At 48.6% G+C, this 21895-nt stretch carries 22 protein-coding genes; 14 read left to right on the plus strand and 8 right to left on the minus strand.

What is annotated here, in order from left to right:
• Positions 1-35: 35 nt before the first annotated feature.
• Complete coding sequence (locus HVX64_RS23555; RefSeq protein ID WP_130097738.1) at positions 36-1328, minus strand: hypothetical protein; 1293 nt, start codon at positions 1326-1328, stop codon at positions 36-38.
• A gap of 40 nt (positions 1329-1368) precedes the next feature.
• Positions 1369-1635 (minus strand): hypothetical protein, encoded by a 267-nt coding sequence (locus HVX64_RS23560; RefSeq protein ID WP_130097737.1) that lies wholly within the window; start codon positions 1633-1635, stop codon positions 1369-1371.
• A gap of 243 nt (positions 1636-1878) precedes the next feature.
• Between HVX64_RS23560 and phoH the strand changes: the two genes are divergently transcribed.
• Positions 1879-2652 carry a phosphate starvation-inducible protein PhoH gene (gene phoH / locus HVX64_RS23565; RefSeq protein ID WP_181825453.1) on the plus strand — a complete coding sequence of 258 codons (774 nt, stop codon included), beginning with the start codon at positions 1879-1881 and terminating at the stop codon, positions 2650-2652.
• Positions 2653-3284: 632 nt separating this feature from the next.
• On the opposite strand, the gene HVX64_RS23570 is transcribed toward phoH, so the two are convergent.
• On the minus strand, positions 3285-3758 hold the full coding sequence (locus HVX64_RS23570) for a hypothetical protein (RefSeq protein WP_130097736.1): 474 nt from the start codon (positions 3756-3758) through the stop codon (positions 3285-3287).
• A 267-nt stretch (positions 3759-4025) separates the two neighbouring features.
• Between HVX64_RS23570 and HVX64_RS23575 the strand changes: the two genes are divergently transcribed.
• Positions 4026-5132 carry a site-specific integrase gene (locus HVX64_RS23575; RefSeq protein ID WP_130097735.1) on the plus strand — a complete coding sequence of 369 codons (1107 nt, stop codon included), beginning with the start codon at positions 4026-4028 and terminating at the stop codon, positions 5130-5132.
• On the opposite strand, the gene HVX64_RS23580 is transcribed toward HVX64_RS23575, so the two are convergent.
• Complete coding sequence (locus HVX64_RS23580; protein WP_130097734.1) at positions 5124-5510, minus strand: XRE family transcriptional regulator; 387 nt, start codon at positions 5508-5510, stop codon at positions 5124-5126. The two genes, HVX64_RS23575 and HVX64_RS23580, sit on opposite strands and share 9 nt — an antisense overlap.
• 258 nt (positions 5511-5768) lie before the next feature.
• Between HVX64_RS23580 and HVX64_RS23585 the strand changes: the two genes are divergently transcribed.
• From HVX64_RS23585 to HVX64_RS23605, 5 genes are all read left to right on the plus strand, one after another.
• A complete protein-coding gene (locus tag HVX64_RS23585; protein ID WP_238641262.1) occupies positions 5769-5984 on the plus strand; it encodes a hypothetical protein in 216 nt (71 codons plus the stop codon).
• 110 nt (positions 5985-6094) lie between these two features.
• Entirely contained in the window at positions 6095-8410 is a 2316-nt protein-coding gene (locus HVX64_RS23590; protein ID WP_130097733.1) for a porphyrin biosynthesis protein, read from the plus strand.
• A 96-nt stretch (positions 8411-8506) separates the two neighbouring features.
• Positions 8507-9742 (plus strand): AAA family ATPase, encoded by a 1236-nt coding sequence (locus HVX64_RS23595; protein WP_130097732.1) that lies wholly within the window; start codon positions 8507-8509, stop codon positions 9740-9742.
• Between the two features lie 180 nt (positions 9743-9922).
• Positions 9923-13441, plus strand: coding sequence for a DNA polymerase III subunit alpha (dnaE, locus tag HVX64_RS23600; protein WP_130097730.1), 3519 nt, complete (start codon positions 9923-9925; stop codon positions 13439-13441).
• The gene (locus HVX64_RS23605) at positions 13438-13881 is read left to right on the plus strand and encodes a hypothetical protein (protein WP_130097729.1); all 444 of its coding nucleotides are present in this window, start codon (positions 13438-13440) and stop codon (positions 13879-13881) included. Before dnaE ends, HVX64_RS23605 begins: the two co-directional genes overlap by 4 nt.
• A gap of 310 nt (positions 13882-14191) precedes the next feature.
• On the opposite strand, the gene cspG is transcribed toward HVX64_RS23605, so the two are convergent.
• Entirely contained in the window at positions 14192-14407 is a 216-nt protein-coding gene (gene cspG, locus HVX64_RS23610; RefSeq protein ID WP_130097728.1) for a cold shock protein CspG, read from the minus strand.
• A 407-nt stretch (positions 14408-14814) separates the two neighbouring features.
• On the opposite strand from cspG, the gene HVX64_RS23615 reads away from it, so the two are divergent.
• Positions 14815-15621, plus strand: coding sequence for a DUF6694 family lipoprotein (locus HVX64_RS23615; protein ID WP_130097727.1), 807 nt, complete (start codon positions 14815-14817; stop codon positions 15619-15621).
• Positions 15622-15729: 108 nt separating this feature from the next.
• Positions 15730-16029, plus strand: a complete 300-nt coding sequence (locus HVX64_RS23620; protein ID WP_130097726.1) for a hypothetical protein — start codon at positions 15730-15732, stop codon at positions 16027-16029.
• Between the two features lie 42 nt (positions 16030-16071).
• Here the strand turns inward: HVX64_RS23620 and HVX64_RS23625 are convergent, their stop codons facing one another.
• The 3 genes from HVX64_RS23625 to HVX64_RS24210 form a co-directional block, all read right to left on the minus strand.
• A complete protein-coding gene (locus HVX64_RS23625) occupies positions 16072-16716 on the minus strand; it encodes a hypothetical protein (protein ID WP_130097725.1) in 645 nt (214 codons plus the stop codon).
• Positions 16717-16788: 72 nt separating this feature from the next.
• A complete protein-coding gene (locus HVX64_RS23630; protein WP_130097724.1) occupies positions 16789-17346 on the minus strand; it encodes a DNA-binding protein in 558 nt (185 codons plus the stop codon).
• A gap of 87 nt (positions 17347-17433) precedes the next feature.
• The gene (locus HVX64_RS24210) at positions 17434-17658 is read right to left on the minus strand and encodes a hypothetical protein (protein WP_130097723.1); all 225 of its coding nucleotides are present in this window, start codon (positions 17656-17658) and stop codon (positions 17434-17436) included.
• Between the two features lie 256 nt (positions 17659-17914).
• On the opposite strand from HVX64_RS24210, the gene HVX64_RS23635 reads away from it, so the two are divergent.
• From HVX64_RS23635 to HVX64_RS23655, 5 genes are all read left to right on the plus strand, one after another.
• Positions 17915-18346, plus strand: a complete 432-nt coding sequence (locus HVX64_RS23635) for a hypothetical protein (protein ID WP_130097722.1) — start codon at positions 17915-17917, stop codon at positions 18344-18346.
• A 119-nt stretch (positions 18347-18465) separates the two neighbouring features.
• On the plus strand, positions 18466-19488 hold the full coding sequence (locus HVX64_RS23640; RefSeq protein ID WP_130097721.1) for a regulator: 1023 nt from the start codon (positions 18466-18468) through the stop codon (positions 19486-19488).
• A 60-nt stretch (positions 19489-19548) separates the two neighbouring features.
• The gene (locus HVX64_RS23645; protein WP_130097720.1) at positions 19549-20493 is read left to right on the plus strand and encodes a 5'-3' exonuclease H3TH domain-containing protein; all 945 of its coding nucleotides are present in this window, start codon (positions 19549-19551) and stop codon (positions 20491-20493) included.
• Positions 20493-20759 carry a hypothetical protein gene (locus HVX64_RS23650; protein WP_130097719.1) on the plus strand — a complete coding sequence of 89 codons (267 nt, stop codon included), beginning with the start codon at positions 20493-20495 and terminating at the stop codon, positions 20757-20759. The genes HVX64_RS23645 and HVX64_RS23650 overlap by 1 nt, the downstream gene beginning before the upstream one ends.
• A gap of 2 nt (positions 20760-20761) precedes the next feature.
• Positions 20762-21838, plus strand: a complete 1077-nt coding sequence (locus tag HVX64_RS23655) for a recombinase (RefSeq protein WP_130097718.1) — start codon at positions 20762-20764, stop codon at positions 21836-21838.
• Positions 21839-21895: the final 57 nt, after the last annotated feature.

Genomic DNA, 21895 nt, shown 5'->3' on the forward strand with positions numbered 1-21895 from the left:
CGTTTAATACAAAAGGGGCTAAGCCCCTTTGAGTATCAACTCATATCATTATTCTCTTTCTTACGAAAACTGTAATCATCAAGCCTGGATACGTAATAATCACGCATTTGAATAGCAACATCTATAATTTCATCAATTACTTTTTCTTTCTCATCATCACGCGCTAGTCGTAATAGAGCCACGAAAAACTCATAATCATGCACTGTTTTAGTTAGTTCATTGCCATACACTTTGGAGATACGCCCCGAAAATATAATATTGTTTAACTTAATTTCATCCTTAAATCTCAAATAAAATCGAAGGAGTAAAAGTATATCTCTTTGGTTTTTAATTGTTTTAATCTTGTCATTTGCACGAGGAACAGTAAACCCAATGAGTTGAGACAATCTTTGCTCAATATCTTCTTTTTTCTGAACCGCCTCACTGATACTTATATAAATCCCATTTCTGACATTTGTCGGTAATTTTGAAAACATTTCTTCAAGATAACCTCTACAAAGGTTATCATATGACCAGAATAAGACAAATTTTATTTTTTGGTGTTTATCAAAGTACTGGTCATTGATGGGATTCCTTATCCCTTTTTTGTACTTTTTAATATTTTCATTTACATAGTATTCAACCGATTTTCTATATTCGTTTGTAAATAGCTCTAATATATAGGAATGCAGCCATTGCAATCGAGCATGTGCATCAGTAAAAAAACAATCATTCTTAAAGAAGTGATACTTGTTTAGCAACATATTCAGCTTACTAGCATTGTAAGTTCTTGTAGATCTAATATTTAACCCAAGAATCGCAATAACCATTTTTACTTCCGGGTTAACTCTGTTTTGCAGTTGCTCAATATATTGTTCTCTTTCACCGTCAGCATTAGATGATAGATAAAACTCCTTGTCTATGTACTCTAGAATTGAAATAAAATGACTAACGTATCTGGTAAATAACTGTTTTTTAGCTAATGAATAATATATAGCATCAGCGAAATTCAACTCTAGTTTAACGTTAAAATCTGAGTCTTTTTTTAATAATTCTAATACTACCTCCTGATGGATTTTTTCATGTTGAGAAAGTAGCATTTCAAGCCAATCTTTAAAGGAAGATTTCTTCATTTCAAGCAAGGACTCCGATGTCAACTGTGTCGCCTTCATAGCAGCTCTTGCACTGGCTTTAGCTTCGAATGCCGTCCATGCCGTGGCTAGAAAAGCGAAGGCAGTTGCAAGGCCACCTACAACAGCAATGTTATCTTGAAGCCAATCCCAAAAAATAAATGTTAACATCAGCAGAGCAATGAATATTACAATAGGTTTGTGAATTGTGATTCTCATAATAATTATACTTTTGTAGTAATTTGAAGTGTGCTCATGATTATACTCTGGCTGTAGCTACGGCATACAAAACATCCACCAACTTCACCGCATCTACATTATCCCAACGCCAATAGGAAGATAACTGATGGTGTTCATGGCTGTCAGGTTCTCCAAGAACGCCGCGAACAATAGCCTGATGATCTAATGATGCGGTGACCCGTACACTATGAGCCATTTGCATAAAACAGGTGAGTCCGTTCAGGTCTTCTCGTCTTATGTTTTTCTTATGCGTGTGTACCTGCTGTGTGGTAACTGTAATATGCATGGGAACTGTTCCTTGTCACGAAAAAGACCGGTAGTGAGCTATTTAACACTCTTCATATCCTATCATAATATCTTCTTTAGGTTATTTAACCACCAATAAGTGGTTCTTTTTCTTTTATTTATCAACTTTCGAGTACCATACGGCTGTTTTTCATAATGTGAATACGACCACACCGATAGGTAATGACTTACCTATCGTTATAGGCTATAGTCACTCACAGTGACTCACTTGAAAGGACTCAATATGGGAAACAAACGTAAACAGGCGCGTCGCGCAGCTCGTCAGGCTCTTAAGTCTAAATCCCGCATTCACGGCTATGAAATTGACACTATCATTGTCGACGAACTGCAAACCGCCCCTGCTCTGCCCCCAAAACCCAAGCGTGACAACTCCCCCATCGAAGCGCGTAACGAAGCCCAGGCCCACTACCTCATCTCCCTCGACAGTAAATCTCTTACGTTCGCCACGGGTGAAGCCGGCTGCGGGAAGACATACCTGGCAGCAGCCACCGCCGCGCAGCGTCTGCTGGATAAGGAAGTCGACAAGATCATCGTGACGCGTCCGGTATTGCAAGCAGAAGAAGATCTGGGCTTTCTCCCTGGTGATATGGCTGAGAAGTTCGCTCCGTTCTTCCGGCCAGTATATGACGTGCTACAGAAGCGTCTGGGTGGCTCATTCCTCGAATACTGCTTAAAGCCAGAGGTGGGCAAAGTGGAAATCGCCCCCTTTGCATACATGCGCGGACGTACATTCGAGAACGCTTTCGTTATTCTCGATGAGGCGCAAAACGTGACGGCGTCACAAATGAAAATGTTCCTGACTCGCATGGGTGAGAACGTGACGGTCATTGTGAACGGCGATATCACGCAATGCGACCTGCCTGGCAATGTGAAGTCAGGTCTGGAGGATGCACTGGAGCGCTTTAAGCCTTCGTCTCATGTTGGCCTTATTGAGTTCACAACCGAAGACTGTGTGCGCTCAGATCTGTGCAAGGTAGCGCTGGAAGCCTACCAGTAAGGGAAAACCTGTGTTCTATGGACGAAAGCTGTCAGAGAAGGTTGCCCATACAGTGCGAAATCTTCCGCAGATCTTCTCTTCATTAATGGCCACCGTATTGGCGGTCACACTGAGTTTGAAACTGCCCAGTTTTGACCCAGCAAAAAGCCCCGTACGGGGCTTATTTATTTCTAGCTACTGCTAGATTGTGCCGTCTTGGTCTACCACGACCTCTAGTAACGACTCTGACTCTCTGAGCGACATCACGTTCATTTACAGGAACCATCCGACCCGTACGTGCGTCATAAGCAAAAAGTTGCCCATCACGCGGTTCATCTTGTGACGTGCTTGAGATCAATGCCGCAGCTCTTACATCTATACGTGGTCGGATTGCGACCTCTACACCGGCAGCGGTAGGACTTTTGCGCCCCCGGGTGGGTATCAAACCAGCTCGTCTATAACCTTCGATGAAGGGTTTTACGGTAGTGAGTACTGTCCTTGAAAAATCAGAATTCCCTGGTTTGAAATCAATATTGATAGGCGTGCGAACAGGCTCCGCATTTTCAGAAGAGGATGCGACTACAGTAGTTTGGCCCGCTTCGATAGCCCGATTCATAGCATCGATGCGTTCAGCCTGGCGAGCACGATACTGCTCAAGCCGTGTAGAATTTTGGCGTTCGTAAGACATTCGCCCTCCCCCCTGGTTCCAAGCCTACTTCAATAGTAGACCCTCTGTGTTTCTTCATGGCCACAAATCGACAGTAAACACCTGAAAGTTTTAGGTCTTCTGGTGCAAACGTGTAAAGTGCCACATTAAAAGTATTATAGTGGTCAATAATTATTCTTTCAACGCGTTTGAGGACTCGAGTACCGGCACCATCAGGCAGGTTTTCCATTCTTTTAAAATATGTCTTATCCTTGCTGTTCTGAAGAGAGTCAAACACTACATCGTAATGTTTTCCGTATTCAGGAAACGTAAAACCCTGTGGAAACTCAACCGCGCAATCAAACAGGTTATCCTTGGTGATTTCTGTAAAATACACACCGTAATCAACTCCGGCCACGTTAAAAATTGCTGCCTGCATACGCGGTCCACCGAATTCAGCAAGCTCATCAAAATTAGTCATGATTAATGGGTTAATTGTCCTTTTTCAATATGATACCAGATTCAATTAGACCGCGTTAAAACGCCATATATTTATTTTCCCACAATCAGTGGGGAATCTTGCCTAACATACAACAGATTTCAAAAAATCAGGCTACAATGATTCCATACCTATAAAGTATGGAATCATTGGTCAAAACACTGTATTTTGAGACTTGATCCTATAAGAAATCATGCCTAATATACTGGTTATTCATCCAGTATCACGGCGCAACTAAGTGATTGGACAATGAAAAACTCATTTGATCGAGCACGCGCAGCCGAAAACACATCGCGGGACGCGATTGAATTTCTGGAAAAGGCATCGCAGATGAACGCGTTGACAGCCTCTCTGGTAAGTGGCGATATGAAGTTTTCCGATGCCTTCATGTTATTCACTCGCTTATCTTTGCTGATTACCCGGCGTCGACCAGAGATCGCAGTTCACTGTGTTTTGATACATGTTCTTCCGCATATTGCTGATGTGAAAGTAAGGGAAATTAACCGCGTTCTGGTTAACCAACTGGTAAACCCGTTGATACTGGAAGGCAAGATCGTCATGGGTAGACGCGTGTTCTCCCTGATGAAGCAGTTTCTGGGTTGGTGCGCTTTTCAGGGCGTGATTGATACATCTCCGCTGAATGATATGTCGCTCAACAAGGTTGCCGGAGGTGCAAAACCGGTGCCACGAGAACGGAAACTGACCGACGCAGAGGTTTGGGTTTTCTGGAACGTCTGGGACTATTTCAGCGTTTGTGAAGGCACGAAATGGGCGGCCAGGCTCTGTCTTGTCGCTGCCAGACGACCTGATGAAGTACTCAGGGCGCGGGTGCAAGAGTTTGATCTTAAGAGAGATGTATGGAATCAAGGAACTCGAAACAAGTCGGCCCGACAGCACTCACTACCACTCAGTCCGCTAATGCGGCAATGCGTAGAAGCACTGATCGAGTATGGCAAAGGTAGCCAGTGGCTCGTTCCGTCGAACAAGAAGCGCGGCGAAGACTCTCCGATGTCTAAGGTGGCCATCGCCCAGGCACTGAGAAGGATACTTGAGCGACCTGAATTGACTGAGGTTGAACCCTTTACGCCGCGAGATCTGAGAAGAACAGCGCGTAGTTATTTTCCGGCTCTGGGTATTAATCAGGAAGTAGCACGTAAGATCATGAACCATAGCCTTGAAGGTATAGACCAGGTATATGACCGTCACGACTATATGGATCAGATGCGAGACGCCTTAAACAGCTTCTCGGCGTACATCGCATCTATTGTTGAGCAGATAGACCTGGATGAGATTGACCACAAGTTCAAGGGTGATCGTCTGTCAACCGAGCTTATTCGGATAAACTTCTCACAGTGACTTGATAGCCTCAACAACCTTCTCTGAAGCACCCTGCTGGTTATCAAAACGCTTGCGGAATGCTTCTAACACAAGTTTTTCATCCTTAGTGAGAGGCGCAGTACCTTCTTCGCGGAAAAATTCAAGCAGTTCGGGATGACGCTCTTCCAGCACCATGAGCATCAGTCGAACCGGATCTGCATCCAGCGACAGCGCTAATGGTCTCACCTTATCTACCGGCAGCGGGATTTTACCGCTCTTGATAAGTGAGAGATTGTTGGAGTTTCTGTACCCCATTTCTTTCGCAATGGTCGCCTGAGTTTTTGGGGAGATAGTGATAAGAGAATCGATATAAGCAGCGTAGCGACCTAATTTGTTTTCAGTTTCGTTGGTAGCCATGTGTGAACCTTGCGTGTTTTTGTTAATCTCTGGTAAGTGCTTACCGATATTACAACAAAGGCCAGGGTTGTAAAGACTTATCTATCATTTTCAGTAGGCTCCTAATCTGCGCCAGGTCAACGTTTTCATGACTTTTTTGCATGCCGAACAACTGTTTCCGGGTCGTTTTTATAACTTATATTTGATATAGATATATTCCTTATTGATACAATAGGTAGTACCATTTGCCACCGTTATTATGTGCTCAGTTGGATGATAATGATGAAGAAAATAGCTTCTATTTTGAACGCCCTCGGGGTAGGAGATGCTTTAGCACTGGAATATGACGATGCCGCTGCCATTCTGATTGAACTGCCAAGTTCTGAGTTGGCAATAAGCATGAACGACGCGACCGCTTTTAAGTTTGAACTCTGTGAGCATCACTTCACTTTGATTAACACCGGCTGCGGTTCCATAGCCGTCCGCACCGACTAATACCAATTCCATCCCTTCATACGCCTGTACGAACAACTTCATGGCCTGTTCGTACAGCGCTAAATTACACACATCAGAAAACAAATTGTTTTTATAACAAGGAAATTCTCATGTCCAAAATCACCACGCGCCCCGTACTCAAGGAGGTACAGGATTTTCGCGACTGCGTAAAACGTGTCGTTGCCATGCTGTCCGGCCGAAATATCCCCGTATCAGAACGCGGAAATGAAGCGTTCGTCCGCTACAACACGAAGGGAGAGCCAGTACTGGTAAACATTCCATCCATTCCAGATGATGCATCACCGGCGTTGCTGAATGCGATCCGTGGCTTCCTCGATCACGAGGTGGCACATATCCTGTTCACCAACTTTAAAGACGCCCAGAAGATGCGTGATAAGAGCAAGAAGCCATCGTTCGGGCTTTGGAATGCACTGGAAGACGTCTTCATTGAACGTAAAATGGGACAGGTATTCAACGGAACTCGCCGCAATCTTCTGGCTACACAGAACCTGATCATCGATAAGTACTTCAAAACCAAAGTACCCGAGGCTGTTGCGATCTGTCGGGGCAATCAGCAAGAGCTGTTTCTGAAATTCTTCCTCTGCCCGGTCGTGCGTGCCTGGGACGGACAGAACCCTTTCATCGAGTTTATGGAAGAGCACTGGCGCCTCATCGCCAGGCCCGTTGCTCTTCTGAAAGAGCACGGCATCGACAAGGCCATTCGTAACATGAACAGCACCAGCGACTGCATATTGGTAGCGGTGGCCATCGCTCTTATCATGCGTGACATGAAAGACGAACCAGAAGGTAAATTGCCGGAGAGAAAGTCTTCCGCGAAGAAACCCTCCAGGAGTGAGGAAGAGCCTGAAGAAACGCCTGAGTCATCAGAAGATGCTACTCGTGATGGGAGCGCCCCGGAACGCACAGAAAGACCTGACAGTGAGCCTGAAGATGAAGACGATTCTGGGGATTCTGATTTACCTGAATCAGTAAGTATGGACTTACCTACTGACGATAAAGATATTAGTGATACAGATAATAAATCTACAGAAGCAGGTGAGGAATCGCCAGAATCAGGAAAAGACACTGCCGCAGCTGACACATCGCAACCAGAAACAGAATCAGACGCCGACAGCACACCAACACATGGAGACGGTATTAGTGAGGATGCTGATGAGTCGGACGGTTATGGTTCCGGAGAGGGTGAATCAACACAAGACGAAGGCGACGGCGCAAGTGCAGGAAGCGCTGGCGATGAAGACGGTGACAGTGAAGAAGACCGTTCCGGCTCCGAAAGCGAAAGGGATGAAGCAACTGAGGAAGCTCCGGACAGCGACTCTGGATTCGTAGCCGACCCAAGTGACATGACGCTTGAGGATGCTCTCAAGGCAATTGATGAAATGGAAGACGGTGGTGACGAAGCGGCCGAAGATCCCCTGTCCGAGACCATCAAAAAGGAACTCATGGGTGCCTCTTTGTCTGAGTATCGTCCATACGATCGCTCATATGATTTCATCGGGTCTATCGATGAGGCGGAACAGCACATCAGGCGCACAAGAAAAGTGTTTGGCTCTATCCCCATGCACTCGCCAATGGACCGCTACCGTATGGTTCCGGAGGGTTCTCTGCTGTTCCAGGCAAAGATTGAGCCTCATCTGTCTGCGGGGATCTCTTCAACTCTCGCCAAAGACCTGGAACGTGCAATAGCCAGTCGTAACCGCGTACAGTTTGTCCCCGGACAGCGTCGTGGACGTATCCACGGTTCGAGTCTGTATCGGCTTTCCATGAACGATGACCGTGTCTTCCGTCGAAAAGAAGATCACAAGGCTGTTAACGCCTGTGTTCAGCAGGTTATCGACTTATCAGGTTCAATGGGAGGACGGAAGATTCACCTGGCTTTGGCAAGCGCCTACACCATCGCCGACGCGCTGGATCGCATCAACGTGCCTAACATTATCACCGGCTTCACCACGTTCGGAAATCCGGACTTTGATACCATGAGAAAAGCAGGGTTCACACGCTTCGAAGCGTTGATGCTGCCGATCATAAAAAACTGGAATGAGAAAGTTAACGCGACAAACGTTCGCGCCAGAATGGGCTGTGTCGCTGAGACGTTCCCCCTGCTTAACAACGTTGATGGGGAAAGCATTGCACAGTTGGCGTCATTGTTCTCAGGCCGAATGGAAGACAAGAAAATCATGATGGTGTTGAGTGACGGCGTCCCCTGCGCTGCTGGTGACGGATTCAGCGAACACCTCCGCTCTACCACCAAAGAGATTGAGACACTCAGTGATATCGACCTGATGGCCATAGGTGTACTGACAGATGCCCCTAAGCGCTATTACAAAAATTACGCCCTTGTTAACAAAGTGGAAGAGTTGGGTTCGTCAGTAGTGACGGAATTAGGTCGTATCATTCTTGGGTGATTTTCTCACCCTTAAATTTAAGTAATCACTTACTATACAACCTGATATATTTATATAAGATATACCCCACGAACGACAAATCAGTAAGGAAAACACATGACCGCTACTGCACTACAGCAAGAAGAACATTTGCCGGAAACCATCATCTGCAAGTGGTGTGGCAAATCATTCCATCACCTGAAATCCCATATCTCTATGGGCCGCTGTGAAAACATTCCGGAAACAGCGAAAGGCCTCGACATTGACGAAGTGGTGAAGATGTACACCACCGAATTTCCTGACGAGCCGACTATTTCTCGCACGGCACTGGCCAAACTGAAAGAGAAACGCGCAGAGAAGCACTCAGGTGAAGGAAAAATAGCGGAGATTAGCTCGCACCCTGGATATGCAGGAACGGTTGAATACAAGACAGAACTGGTGGCCGCGCACGAGCTGCTTGGTGTCACTCTGAAAGAGCTGGGAACGCCGCGCGGAAAGCCACTGCAGGTGACAGTTAACGTCAATACGCCATATCCGGAGTTCGTACCAGAAGCGAAGGAAGGGTATGTGTATGGCGACTTCGACCTGATTAAGGACATCTTCATGATGCTGGAGATCGGAATACCGGGCTATCTATGGGGGCACGCTGGCACCGGTAAATCTTCTTTGCCTACGCAGCTATGCGCCCTGCTGAACCGACCACTGATCCGCGCCCAGCACACCGCATCGATGGAAGAAGCACACGTAACGGGTCAGATCCTCGCTCGTGAAGGCTCCACTTACTTCGAGCCTGGTCTGCTGGCGCTGGCGATGAAGAACGGTTGGGTGTATCTGGCTGACGAATACGACTTCGCTTTCCCGCAGATTCTGGGCGTGTACCAACCAGTGCTGGAAGGTGAACCGCTGATCATCAAAGAGGCGACTCCGGACTGGCGCCGAATCACGCCACATGAACGCTTTGCCTTTATTGGTACTGGCAATACGAACGGATCTGGCGATGAGACGGGTCTCTATCAAGGTACGAACATCCAGAACGCCGCGAACTTCTCACGCTTCGGCATCGTCTCCAACGTGCAGTACATGAGCACAGCTGCGGAGGTCAACATGCTGGTTAAGGCAGGAATCATCCGCGAGTACGCAGAGAAGATGGTGAAGTTCGCGAACCTGGTTCGGGAGGGTTACGAACAGCACCTGATCAGCCAGCCAATTGGCCCTCGCGAACTGCTGCTGTCAGCAAGAATCGGAATGATGCGCGGTGATTTCGCTGCCGGCATTGAAAAAGCGTTCATCAATAAACTTCCATCCACGTCTGCACAGGCAGCGCGTGAAGTGGTTCAGAAAATCTTCGGTTAATCGTGCGTAAAGGTTGTTTTGGCTCACTTATCGCTGCGTCTGAAACTGGCCGGTCTTGTCTGGTGTGTCCTGACAGACCTGAATGTCACGAAAAAGCCAGAGACGTCGCGATTTTGATGTACGGGAAGTTCGTTGGCTTCCCCAATGACAAGATAAAGAAAACCAGAAAGGTAAAGACACATGAAGGCTCTGATGGTCAGAACTGACTTCTCCCTGGGAGAATCGGCTCTGAAAGCTGAAAACGCGGTGAAAATCGCGAAAGAAGCTGGCTACACTGCTGTCATATCTGCTGACAGCATGAACATTGCCAGCGTGATCCCACTACAACGCGCCGCTGGCGAAGACATGGCGGTCATTTGTGGTGTTAAGCTGAACATTGTTGACGATCCGACATATGAGCACCGCGCCCGCATTGCGAAAGAGGCTAACAGATGTATGGAATCATTGGTTCGTGATCGCAACTACTGCTTTACGGCGCTAATCAAGAACGAAGAAGGCTATCGCGACGTTTGCGAACTGATGACCTTCGCCAACAATCGTGATCAGTTCTACTTTGTACCACGACTTGCGCTCGACCAGCTGGCGGCCACGTATGCCAAAGGCAACATCATCCTGCTGACTTCCGACATCGGCAGCGTATTCCAGCGACGCGACTTCGCGAAGATCATCAGCACGCTGATTACTGCGGGTGGGCGCGATAACTTCTACAGCGTGGTTTATCCGCACCCTACGCCATTCTATGACCAGATCAACGTTCGGGCGATGAAAGTGGCAAGCGCTCTGAAAATTGAGCCAGTGGCATTCTACCCTGCGTATTACGAAGCCATTGACGACGCCGATATTAAAGACATTGCGCACATGGTCATGAACAACATCAAAATCGACCAGCCGCATCGTCTGCGTATCCCCCACCAGCGTGATAATGCCGTTAATGGGCGCCGTCATTTGCTGGAGGCACTGAAAGCATTCTCTGTCCGGATGGGTGTGCCTGTGAATGCAGCGATGGCATCCACGACGCAGGACACAATAATCGAAGCCTGCACATGGCGCTGGCATGAATTGCCACCAGCACTGCCAAAGATGGCAGACGACGAACCTGCAACACTGATGAAGCTGGCTGTCGCGGGGCTGCGCAAGCGTCTCACCACCAAAGAGTTTGGTTATACGCCACCAGCATCTGAGCACCGTGTGTATGTCGATCGCCTGAAATATGAGATGGATACACTGACTCGTCTGGGGTTTTGCGGTTACTTCCTGATGGTGCGCGACCTGATGAATCACAGTCGTGAAACCGGCATTCCTGTCGGGCCTGGTCGTGGTTCCTCTGCCGGTTCTCTGGTGGCCTGGTGCATCGGCATTACCAACGTTGACCCTATCCGTCACGGTCTGCTGTTTGAACGTTTCATTAACCCGGAACGTCTCGACCTTCCGGATGCGGATCTGGACTTTAGCCAGGCACGACGTCATGAGGTGATCGAGTATCTGAATGAACGCTATGGCGAAGAATACGTTGCCGGTATTCCCAACTTCACTTATCTGGGCGCGGCTTCCGCGCTGCGCGATACAGCACGTATCTATGGCGTCGACGCTGCGGATATGGCGGTCTCCAAAGAGTTCAAGAATCTGGAAGACGATAGCCTGTCGCTGGAAGAGCTGCGCGAACAACTGGCCAGCCTGGACAAATACGCCACCAAGAATCCGGAAGCGTTCAAAGCGGCGTGCAAGCTGCAAAGTCTGATGCGTGGCTTTGGTCGTCATGCGGCGGGGATGATTGTGGCTGGCGTTAAATTAACTGAGCGCACGCCCGTCGAGTTACGTGGCAATGCACGCTGTATTGCGTTCGATAAGCGCTACTGCGAGGCAATGGGGCTGATTAAGCTGGACGTTCTCGGGCTGGCAACGCTCGATCTTCTGGATAGCGCGAAACGCTACATCAAAGAGAGTACCGGGGAAGACATCAATCTCGATGCTATCCCGCTGGACGATCGAAAGGTTCTGGATGGGTTCTCTGCAGGGTACACGCAGGGCGTATTCCAGCTGGAGTCCGGCCCCATGCGCAAGCTGCTTAAAGATCTGGGCGGTGGCATCGAGCCGATGAGCTTTAAAACGGTTGTCGCAACAACCGCGCTCTTCCGACCTGGCCCTATTCAGTCCGGCATGTTGGATGACTATGTCGCCGTCGCAAAAGGTTTCATGCCACCCCATTCACTGCACCCGGTACTGGATGAGCTGACTGCTGAAACCAACGGCGTGATTCTTTATCAAGAACAAACGATGAATGCGACGCGGCTGCTGGCCGGTTTCACAATGGCCGAGGCAGACGGGGTGCGCAAAGCTATCGGTAAAAAAGATATGGAGAAGATGCGACACATGGGCGAGAAGTTCGTCGTCCAGGCTCAGGCAGGATGGATTGACGTAGAGCTGGAAGACGGCGATACCATGCGTATTCATCGCGCGGAACACTTCAAATGTGAAGACGGCACATTGCGGACGGTCGAAGAGGCACTGGAAGCAGGAGCCAAGCTGCCAATGTCTGCGATTCGCGTGACGGCGTCACATGCAGGTTTATCAGAAACGAAAGCGAAGGAGATCTGGGAAGCCTTCGAAAAGAATGGCGCGTACCAGTTCAATAAATCACATTCTGTTGCCTATTCCTTAATCAGCTATCAGTCAATGTGGCTTAAATCGCATTACCCTGCTGAGTTCTTTGCTGCTGCGCTTACCATTCTGGGCGAAGACAAGCACCAGGGGCTTGTGAAGGATGCGCTGACCTATGGCATTCGTGTCCTTCCTCCAGACGTTAACGTGTCGTCGAATCGCATTGAGATCCGCACGCTGGAAGATGGTAGTCAGGTTTTGTATGCCCCCTTCTCTGCTGTAAAAGGCTGCTCTGAGAACGGCTGTCAGGCCATCATGCGAGCCAGAGAGAAAGTCGGCGGTAAGTTCGAGTCACTGGCGCAATTCGAAGAGGCTGTCGAGAAGCGTTCGTGTAACAGCCGGGTACGTGAATCACTGCAAAAGGTTGGCGCGTTTGCATCCATCGAGCCGGGCAGTCTGCCAGCAACCGATCCGGAACGACTGCGCGACCAGGCGGAGCTGATGGGCAATCTGGTGATCGACGCGGTAAAAGCCTCTCGTCCGTTCGAGATGAACCCTAAGCGCTCTGCCGAAGTGAATGTGCTGATGACGCGCATGGCGGCCGAAATGGGTTTAGGCGATGAGCTTATCCGTCCCAGCATCGGCATTAAACCGAAAATCATGGTCATTCTGGACAACGCGAACGGCAATGATGGGCGTACCGGTTACTTCATGGAGAACGGCTATGACGACTTTAAGGCGAAGTTACTGACTGCAGGTGATTTACGGATGGGCGATTTATACGTCACCGGCGTGTGCAAGAAGGTGAAGGACAAAGAGAAGGACTATACCAAAGACGAGATCGGTCAGTTCACAGACTATATGCGCGAAGAGATCGAACTGGTACGTCCGACCTATGTGCTGACGTGTGGCAGCCGGGCAACGTCGCTTTTCAACAACAAGAGCAAACCATCCGACCTGGTTGGACGCAAAGAGTATCTGCCGGAGCTGGATGTGACCGTTTTCTACGGATTTAACCCTAACATTTTGTACTTTCGCCCAGAGGAAGGCGAAAAGCTGGAAGCAATTCTGGCAGAGGTAGCGGAGACTATTAGCAAATGAATAAAGAGAACACCATGAACAAGGCCCAGAAGATTGCACAAGCGCTGGCGGCTATTCCAGTGGACTATCAGGACAAAGCGATAGCGGCCACGTTGCGGACGCAGTTCTGGGAAATCATCGATTGCCCGGTCACGTTAGATCTAGCGCTGGCGTTCGCCGTTCTGGATGGCGTCGACAAAGTGAGTCGTTTACGTAAATGTGCCAGGGCACTGGCACTTAAAACGCAAGATCCGAAGGCGTGCCAGTATCTGCTGGAAATCTACGAATCGGATAATCCAGAAGAACAACTGGAGGCGTTTAAAGCCTTCCGCGATCGTCTGGTGCTGAAGGTGGCCAAAGAGTTCATGGAAGTGAACAGGATTGGCGATGTCAGGAAGTACCGCCTGCATCGACAGACCAAAGCCACGCTATCCAGCATATTCGGTAAAAGAGTCGCATAAAACAAAACCCGCCATTTGGCGGGTTTCTTTATTTGGTTGTAGCGTTTTTTGAGGAAGTCGCCCCTCTTACGCACTTTGTTTCGCAAAGCCGGCAGTTAGCTTCTGCCTAAGACCATTCATGCGGCAAACCCGCATTTCGCCACAACGGTTAGCATACTATCCAGTAACGGATCTAAATAAGCTGACCGTTGTGTCGATTAAATCGGCATGGTGTACACACCGATTTACTCAACTTATGTATCCCCACCATTCTGTCTACTCGGGCTTGCGCCGTCTTCGTGGTCGCAGAGACAGGGATTATCAAAAGTGTTTAGCTCTGAGCGACAACGTTAGCAGCTGCCGGGCCTTTAGCGCCATTCTCGACAGAGAACTCTACCTTCTGGCCTTCGTCCAGGGTACGGAAGTCGTTGCTCTGGATTGCAGAAAAGTGAACGAATACGTCCTTGCTGCCATCATCAGGAGTGATAAAGCCAAAGCCTTTATCTGCGTTAAACCATTTTACTAAACCAGTCATTTTATTAGACATAGATATTACCTTCTAAATTTTGTGAGCCACACAGTGCGGCGAGAATTTGATCTGTAGAGATTGGGACTTACTTAGGCACTAAAGGAGGAGACTCACGAAGAAGGGAAATCTGATGATAACTCTGAACTGAGACTGCTTTACTAAAACTGCTTTCATAAGGTCTGTCTTGCAAACCAACGCCACTATTAACGCATGACCCTTCTTACTGTGCAACCTTTATTTTACATTTTTAAACTCAATGCCCTCTTTCATACGTATCGAGACACGATTTTCCACTAGAAGATTTTGTTTAAAAAACACTCATTTACCACGAAAGCCTAAACTTTCACATAATGTGCAGGCTACGACTTGTCCTGATTTATATCTTTGTTAGGATTATTCTTGTTTTTACAACTGGGAATATGGAAATGAGAAAACTAGCTGGAGTTATTGCCTTATCGCTGCTGCTTTCGGCTTGCGACAAACCAAAAATCGACACATCAAGTGATCAGTCAACGAAAGAGTCCATCCAGAAGGTCAGAGAGTCCTTGCCTGACGACAAGAAGTCTCAGTTTGATGAGGCGGTCAAAGTCGTAGCGCTGAGCCAGATTGACATGCGAGAGTTGATGAAGGCCGGAGCCTCGTCTGGGGATGTGTATGAAGGGAAAATCAAAACGGCACTGGAAGGAAAGACCGGTGAAGAAGTAATTACCTATGCAGAAACCATCCGACTCGAACGCGAGAAGAAAGAGAAAGAGCAGGCTCTTCAGGAAATAAAAGAACTTGAGGCGAAGCAAAGCGCTTCAGTAGAAGCAGCCGATAAACTGAAAGCCTTCAAAGTTGAACGATCTCGTTTTTATCTTGAGAAACAAAACTACGGCCCTGATCAGCCAGTGCTGGACATCAGTGTTGAAAATGGCACAGATAAATCCGTTGCCAGAGCATTCTTTAAAGGCGTTATTTCAAGCCCTGGAAGAAGCGTTCCCTGGTACACAGACACTTTTAATTACGAAATCCCCGGTGGACTTGAACCAGGGGAGAAAGCTCACTGGAAACTAGAGCCTAATATGTTCTCTGATTGGGCGAACGTTAACGCTCCGGATGATGCAATTTTCACCGTAACGGTGACTGAGTTGAGAGACGTGGACGGTAAATCAATCTTCGGTACTACTGAGTTCTCTGAACAGGATGCTGAACGTCTGAAAAAACTCAAAGAGAAGTATCTTTCTAAATAAGATCGCGTTGAAGACAAACGCAGCTAAGTCCCTGAGACACGAATCTTGGGGACTACAGATCCCTCAAGAAAACCTTTGGAAATACAAACTGAACTCCCGGAATGAGATATGAAACGTTTTACTAATCCCCTGCTCTTAGCGGCGTTACCCTTACTTATGACTGGATGTGCCTTCCCCGATAAAGATGGCGACTTCGGCAGTGCTGTCTACGGCTGCCAGAAATATGCCTATGGGAAAGCCTATGCTTTTGAGAACAGAGATTTTGCATACAAGGTCTGCAAAGATGCGGCCAAACTGTGGGGCGATGAAGTTCCCGCCTACGTTATCCGGCAAATCAAGCTTCACCCTGAAATACCCGAAGATGAGATTAAATACGCGGCGATGGCCGGCTCATTAGGGAATAACTAAATTTAGTTTAAAGGGGCTAATGCCCCTATTTCACAGATGACATCAGTGGGTCTTTTTCAACTTCCCTGCTTCAACAAAGATCTTGCACAGCTTCGTTGGGATAATTGCGCCGCCATCGAACCCGCCATTATTTTGTCCCAAACCAGCATTAACTAAGGCCAGTAAAAGAAACTCATCCATGTTTCTGGTTATTTGGTAATCAGCTTCTGAGAAATAAGCCAGTTCCTTAATATCGAATGCGGGAACTCTTTCAAGAGCGACCAGCAAACGACGCAGGACGTCAAAGTCAATCTCTTCTCTGGAAAACGCTTTGAGGAACTCTGCCGCCATTTCTGGCTTGTCTTCGCTTTCCATCCTGTCGATAATTTCTATTAACCTTGCGCCTGCTTTTCCCGCGTATTTATCATCTTCATTCAATCGCTCGGTCATATTAATCCGCTCAGCGTCGGTTAAATCAGCGAATTGAGTGAGAAAGCGCACAATCTTGTCAGTAAATAAATGATCTCTTACAGAACCAGCTGCCTTGTATAGACCGACAGCAGTGTTAACAAAAGGAATTGATTCAAGCGTATTTGATTCAATGAGGCTATCTATCCCCAGTTCTGCATATTCTTTGGTCAAATCAACTAAGGAATCTGATTTTAAAGCGCTCACTAATGCAGAACCGCGTTTGGTATCTTTATCCATGCTCCCTCTTTTATACATTAATATCATGATTTCATTCAGAACATGGGCGTAGAGCCAAACGCAGGCAGCATATTACGCGACAGCTCTGCGACGCTTCTCGATAAGCGATGAAGCAATGGCTTCTATTTCCCGAAAATCTTTTGATGCACTGCTACGCAACGCAAGGTTCCACTTACTCAATACACGAGCGTTATTCACCAGTTCGTTGCCTTCTTTCAATCGACCGTTCTGTAACAGCCATTCAGCAACATCAGCCCAATCCCAGAGTGGTGACTGGCCTTTAATTCGCTGAATTGGGCAAGGGAAATCGCCGCTGCCGCGTTTGCCATCTTTCAGCATCGCAATCGCCTGGCGTGACATTTCGGTGATATCAGCGATATCACTCAGTCCGACCAGAGCAGAATCAACTGACTCTACAATGGCGCCGATACCAGCAGATTCGATATTGTCGACCGCTGATGCAATGGCTGCATCCAGTGATTCTGCTTCGCGGTCAAACTCAACATAGACGGAGTTTCCGTATGCACAGATCAGCGCATCGTCACAGCCGCTTTCGTACAGCGCATCTTCCAGTCCTTCGGTCTCATAGGTTACGCCAGAGAGTGTCAGAGTGAAGTTATAAAGCGCCATAAAACCTCTTCGTTTAGTATTCAGAGTATTCAAGTATTCTCACTTCGTCGGAGAAGGACGGTATTCACCGCCCCTCTCCGGGCAAAATCAAGTGCAACGATCTACGACGCGCCTGATTTGCTTGGCATGGCTCTCGGCGCTTCTTGGCGTCGACCATACGCTAATGTGGTGATCTCGGTGTTCACCTTCTGGATTTCCACAGCGCAATTTGCAAAAACAGTGTGCAGAATTGCCTGGTGCCACCCAAACCCAGCCTCGGCTCAAGGCATATTCAATGGCTGCTTGAATATGCTTATTGGGATGTATCTTCATTCCCCTCCGATTATTAAGCATTCTAGTAACAGTGTTGACAACTGTCAACGGCGAGTATGCTTCGACCGTCCGTGTCCTCCACCCCATGTCGCACGCTGTCTACGGCCAGCTTTTAACGACGCATAGGTTATCAGAACCACTTAGCCTTTCACCGACTTACCTGCCCCATAGCCTTCACTTCTTTGTGTCATAAATTACTACGCCTGCTTTCACCATGATAAAATTGATACAAACAAATAAGCAGGTAATTAACACTATGAGCACCGATATCTACGAAAAAATCATGTCCGATCTGGAGTTCGACCGCGACAATCTGGAGGAAGTCTGGCGTCAACAACCGCGTCTTCTGATGGAGTACGGCTCAAAGCTTGCCAGAGCAGAAAGAGAGGCCGCTGACGCAAAGCTCTCGCTCGATGCAATAGAAGCAAAAATCTACGATAACGAGCGTAAAAACCTGAGTATGAACGGCATTAAATATAATGAGTCCGTTCTTCAGGCGAAGGTCAGAACCAGCCCTCAGTACCTTGCCAGACGTCAGAAACTCGACGAAGCCCGGTACATTGCAGACCTGTACAAACACGCAGTTGCCGCCTTCTCTCACCGCCGAGACATGATTGTCCAGGCGTCAAAAATGGCTATCGTGGAGATTGAACGTCTGGGCGCCGAGCGATTCCATTCTCCCCGTTAATTTCCGATAGATTATAAGTAAGCACTGATCTATTATTCTTCTCGCTCGCAAGAGCCACGAACAAACGAACGCCCAAAGCGCACAGCGCCAATGGCCACAATCACAACAAGGAGAAATACATGTCTAAGTCATTACTTGATCTGCTTAACAAGACCCGTGGCGATATTGCTTCTAAACGTGGCAATAACGTTGATTTGACCCGTCTGAAAGACGGTAACAATTACCTGCGCATTTTCCCGAACAAGGACGACCCGAATGGTGTGTTCTTCCAGACGTTCGGTATGCACTACGTTAAGCATCAGAATGAGGAAGGCAAAGAAGTTACCACTGCTTATATCTGCGAACAGCATACCCACGGCCACGCGTGCCAGTTATGCGAGATGGTTATGGAAGGTCGTGCTCGCTTTAAAGGTAACAAAGCAATGGAAGAGCGCATTGGTCAAATGCGTGCCACCCCGCGTTATCTGGTCAATGGTGTGTTGTCTGCACGCGAAGACTTTGCCGATGCAGAGAAATGCCAGCTGATTGAGCTGCCGTCCACTGTATTCGACGATATCTGCAAAGTTATGTCAGAAGATATTGCGGACGATATCGGCAACCCACTGAGCAAGGAAGAAGGTTACGCGTTCCTGATTAAGCGCACCGGCTCTGGTCGTGACACCAAATACGACGTATCCCCGAAACGTAAAGTCTACAAAGGCGATATCCCGGAGAAACTGTGGTCTACCCAGCACGATCTGATCGCTTACGCGAACCAGGCTGACGAAACTCGTCTGCTGTCCACTGCCCGCACTATGGGTCGACTGATTGGCATTGCAGCACCGGCTGCCACCATGTCCGCCCCGGCCATTTCTTCTGCTACGAAATCTGCTGCGGCTGAACTGCCAGGCTTTGGCTCAATCACTGGTCATACGGAAGGTGCAGCGGCTGTCGCTACAGCGCACACCCCAGCGCCTGAATCCTCCAGTCTGGTTGACGAAGAAATCCTGCGTGCCGCAGAAGCCGAGTTCAAGCCAGAAACCACTCCAGAACCAGCTAAAGCACCAGAAGCGGCAACGGCTGCAACTGAAAGCACAGCTACGGCTGCTGCGCCAGCTGATGAAGGCCTCGATGACCTGCTGGCAGAACTGGACGCTCTGTAATCCCATAACGTGACCAGTAAGGCGTCTACGGACGCCTTACTTTTTGGAAGGAGTGTTCCGGTGAATTATCTCTTCGTGGACGGTAACAGCCTGGGCTATTACCACCAGCAATCCGACAAACTGCATAACGGCGAAATGGAAGTCCAGGCTGTCTTTGGCTTTGTGAAGAACGTTCGTCGCTATGCCTCAATTCTCCATGCTCGTCCGATGATTCTTTGGGATGGGTACAGCGACCGACGTCGCGCTTATTACCCGGACTACAAAGCGAATCGCGATGACGATCCGGAAATGAAGAAGATGAAAGAGGGGTTTGCTATCCAGAAGCCCTACATCCTCAAAATGATGACCGCGCTTGGCGTTAACCAGATGGTTGCCAAAGATGCAGAAGCAGACGATCTGGCCGGGATGTTGGTTTCTCGTCTCGCCCCGCAGCCGAGCGTCGAGCATATCTATCTACTGACCGGCGATGGTGACTGGCTACAACTGGTGCGTGAGAACGTGAGCTGGGTGAGCCTGCGCGAAGACGCCAGACACAAGCAGGTTAACTTCGAACAGTTCGCAGAGCTTATCGGTCTTCCTACTCCACGTGCTTTTCTGGAAGCGAAGGCATTACAGGGTGATAACTCCGACAACATCAAAGGCGTAGGTGGCATTGGTGATGGCGGCGCGAAAGAGCTGCTGCATGAATGGGGAAGTGTTTCAGCGATGGTACGCGGCATTAACGACGGCTCTATCGTCATCAACAAAGGCCGCTACAAAACGGCATTCAACAAGCTGGCTAAGAACGCCTTCAACGAGAAGACGGGCTGCAGGATGCTGGAAGCCTTTGTGCGCAATATGACACTGATGAATCTGATAGAAACCAGGTTTCCACCAAGTGAAATCCAGTCGATTAAAGGCAATCGAGATCTGAAAGCCTTCGAACAGATGTGCTACGAGCTTAACTTCCGTTCGTTTCTGGAAGATCTGGACGTGTTTGTTCTCCCCTTTGAGAGGTACTGCTGATGTTGAAATCCATCATTAATGGCGGGACAACCACACCAACGATGCTGGCTAAAGAGATTGTATTTTGCCACGGCGAGCACGCTGTGGTGGCGCTGCCGAATATTCTGGGCGCTGCTGGCATTTTTGCCACTGAGCGAGAGTTCGCGCTGCTCAGCGAACAGGTGGTGAAGATCATCGCTCGTGTAGCCAGACACCTCAACCACGACGCAATCAAGTTTGACGAAGCCGCTGCTTCGAAGCGAATCAACGAATCAAAAGGAGCCTGATTATGGCAAAAGGTAAATCCGCTCTCGCGCTGGCATTGAAAAAGAAAATCGGCAGCAACGACGAGATCCAGAAAGTCTCTCACTGGATTGATTCTGGCTTCCCTCCGCTGAACAAAGCCATTTCTGGGCGCTACGACGGGGGATTCCCATGTGGCCGTATCGTTGAGGTATTCGGACCTCCAAGTGCAGGGAAAACATTTCTGGCAACGGCTGCGATGGTTTCCGCACAGAAGCAGGACGGGCTGGCCGTGTTCCTCGACCACGAAAACAGTTTCGATGTTGCTCTGGCTGTCGCTAACGGTCTGAACGCAGACGAAGACGACGGTCAGTGGGTCTACAAACAGCCTGACACCTTCGAAGATTCCGTTGAGCTGATCGGCACAATCCTCAAACTGGTACGCGACGAAGAGCTTATCCCGGAAACAGCGCCTATCTGCATCGTGGCCGACTCTCTGGCGTCGATGGTGCCGAACTCAAAGGCTGAGAAGTTCGACAAGATGGCAGAAGGCACTGCGAAAGACAAAGATCAGCTGAACATGAACGACAACACGGCGCTGGCGCGAGCAACGAGTGCCAACTTCCCTACTCTTGCGCTCTGGGCGCGTAAGTACAACGCGTGCATCATTTTTCTTAATCAGGTGCGTACCAAAATCGGCGTGATGTTTGGCGATCCGACGACTTCTCCGGGTGGTGATTCTCCGAAGTTCTACGCATCAGTACGCATTCGTCTGGGGGCATCCGTCATGAAAGATGGTAAAGAGAAAATTGGGCAGGATGTGGGCGCCGAGTGCATTAAAAACAAAGTCGCGCCTCCGTTTGGCAAATGCTCATGGAAATTCTACTTCGACCCGACACGCGGGCTGGACGTCATCGAATCTCTGGTTGAATACATGCTGGAGGAAGGATACCTGCCCAAGAACGCCAGCGGGCGCGTGGAAATTGGTGATAAGAAATACACCAAATCACAGATCGTCGAGATGTACCGCGACAAGCCGCTCCCGGAAATCATCGCTGCGCTACAGGCCATCGATGAGCGACGAGCAAAAGAATCGACACCACTCGAAACCGAAGAAGCTTAATCACAAAGGCGTCCACTGGACGCCTTTTTTAGCACTTGAAAATATATAAGTACTTAC

It is taken from the genome of Citrobacter sp. RHB20-C16 (assembly GCF_013890155.1).
Taxonomy (GTDB): domain Bacteria; phylum Pseudomonadota; class Gammaproteobacteria; order Enterobacterales; family Enterobacteriaceae; genus Citrobacter_A; species Citrobacter_A amalonaticus.

Coding starts and splice junctions, on each gene's coding strand:
- HVX64_RS23555 (WP_130097738.1), bottom strand. CDS start 1,328: ATGAGAATCACAATTCACAAACCTATTGTAATATTCATTGCTCTGCTG.
- HVX64_RS23560 (WP_130097737.1), bottom strand. CDS start 1,635: ATGCATATTACAGTTACCACACAGCAGGTACACACGCATAAGAAAAAC.
- phoH (WP_181825453.1), top strand. CDS start 1,879: ATGGGAAACAAACGTAAACAGGCGCGTCGCGCAGCTCGTCAGGCTCTT.
- HVX64_RS23570 (WP_130097736.1), bottom strand. CDS start 3,758: ATGACTAATTTTGATGAGCTTGCTGAATTCGGTGGACCGCGTATGCAG.
- HVX64_RS23575 (WP_130097735.1), top strand. CDS start 4,026: ATGAAAAACTCATTTGATCGAGCACGCGCAGCCGAAAACACATCGCGG.
- HVX64_RS23580 (WP_130097734.1), bottom strand. CDS start 5,510: ATGGCTACCAACGAAACTGAAAACAAATTAGGTCGCTACGCTGCTTAT.
- HVX64_RS23585 (WP_238641262.1), top strand. CDS start 5,769: ATGATGAAGAAAATAGCTTCTATTTTGAACGCCCTCGGGGTAGGAGAT.
- HVX64_RS23590 (WP_130097733.1), top strand. CDS start 6,095: ATGTCCAAAATCACCACGCGCCCCGTACTCAAGGAGGTACAGGATTTT.
- HVX64_RS23595 (WP_130097732.1), top strand. CDS start 8,507: ATGACCGCTACTGCACTACAGCAAGAAGAACATTTGCCGGAAACCATC.
- dnaE (WP_130097730.1), top strand. CDS start 9,923: ATGAAGGCTCTGATGGTCAGAACTGACTTCTCCCTGGGAGAATCGGCT.
- HVX64_RS23605 (WP_130097729.1), top strand. CDS start 13,438: ATGAATAAAGAGAACACCATGAACAAGGCCCAGAAGATTGCACAAGCG.
- cspG (WP_130097728.1), bottom strand. CDS start 14,407: ATGTCTAATAAAATGACTGGTTTAGTAAAATGGTTTAACGCAGATAAA.
- HVX64_RS23615 (WP_130097727.1), top strand. CDS start 14,815: ATGAGAAAACTAGCTGGAGTTATTGCCTTATCGCTGCTGCTTTCGGCT.
- HVX64_RS23620 (WP_130097726.1), top strand. CDS start 15,730: ATGAAACGTTTTACTAATCCCCTGCTCTTAGCGGCGTTACCCTTACTT.
- HVX64_RS23625 (WP_130097725.1), bottom strand. CDS start 16,716: ATGGATAAAGATACCAAACGCGGTTCTGCATTAGTGAGCGCTTTAAAA.
- HVX64_RS23630 (WP_130097724.1), bottom strand. CDS start 17,346: ATGGCGCTTTATAACTTCACTCTGACACTCTCTGGCGTAACCTATGAG.
- HVX64_RS24210 (WP_130097723.1), bottom strand. CDS start 17,658: ATGAAGATACATCCCAATAAGCATATTCAAGCAGCCATTGAATATGCC.
- HVX64_RS23635 (WP_130097722.1), top strand. CDS start 17,915: ATGAGCACCGATATCTACGAAAAAATCATGTCCGATCTGGAGTTCGAC.
- HVX64_RS23640 (WP_130097721.1), top strand. CDS start 18,466: ATGTCTAAGTCATTACTTGATCTGCTTAACAAGACCCGTGGCGATATT.
- HVX64_RS23650 (WP_130097719.1), top strand. CDS start 20,493: ATGTTGAAATCCATCATTAATGGCGGGACAACCACACCAACGATGCTG.
- HVX64_RS23655 (WP_130097718.1), top strand. CDS start 20,762: ATGGCAAAAGGTAAATCCGCTCTCGCGCTGGCATTGAAAAAGAAAATC.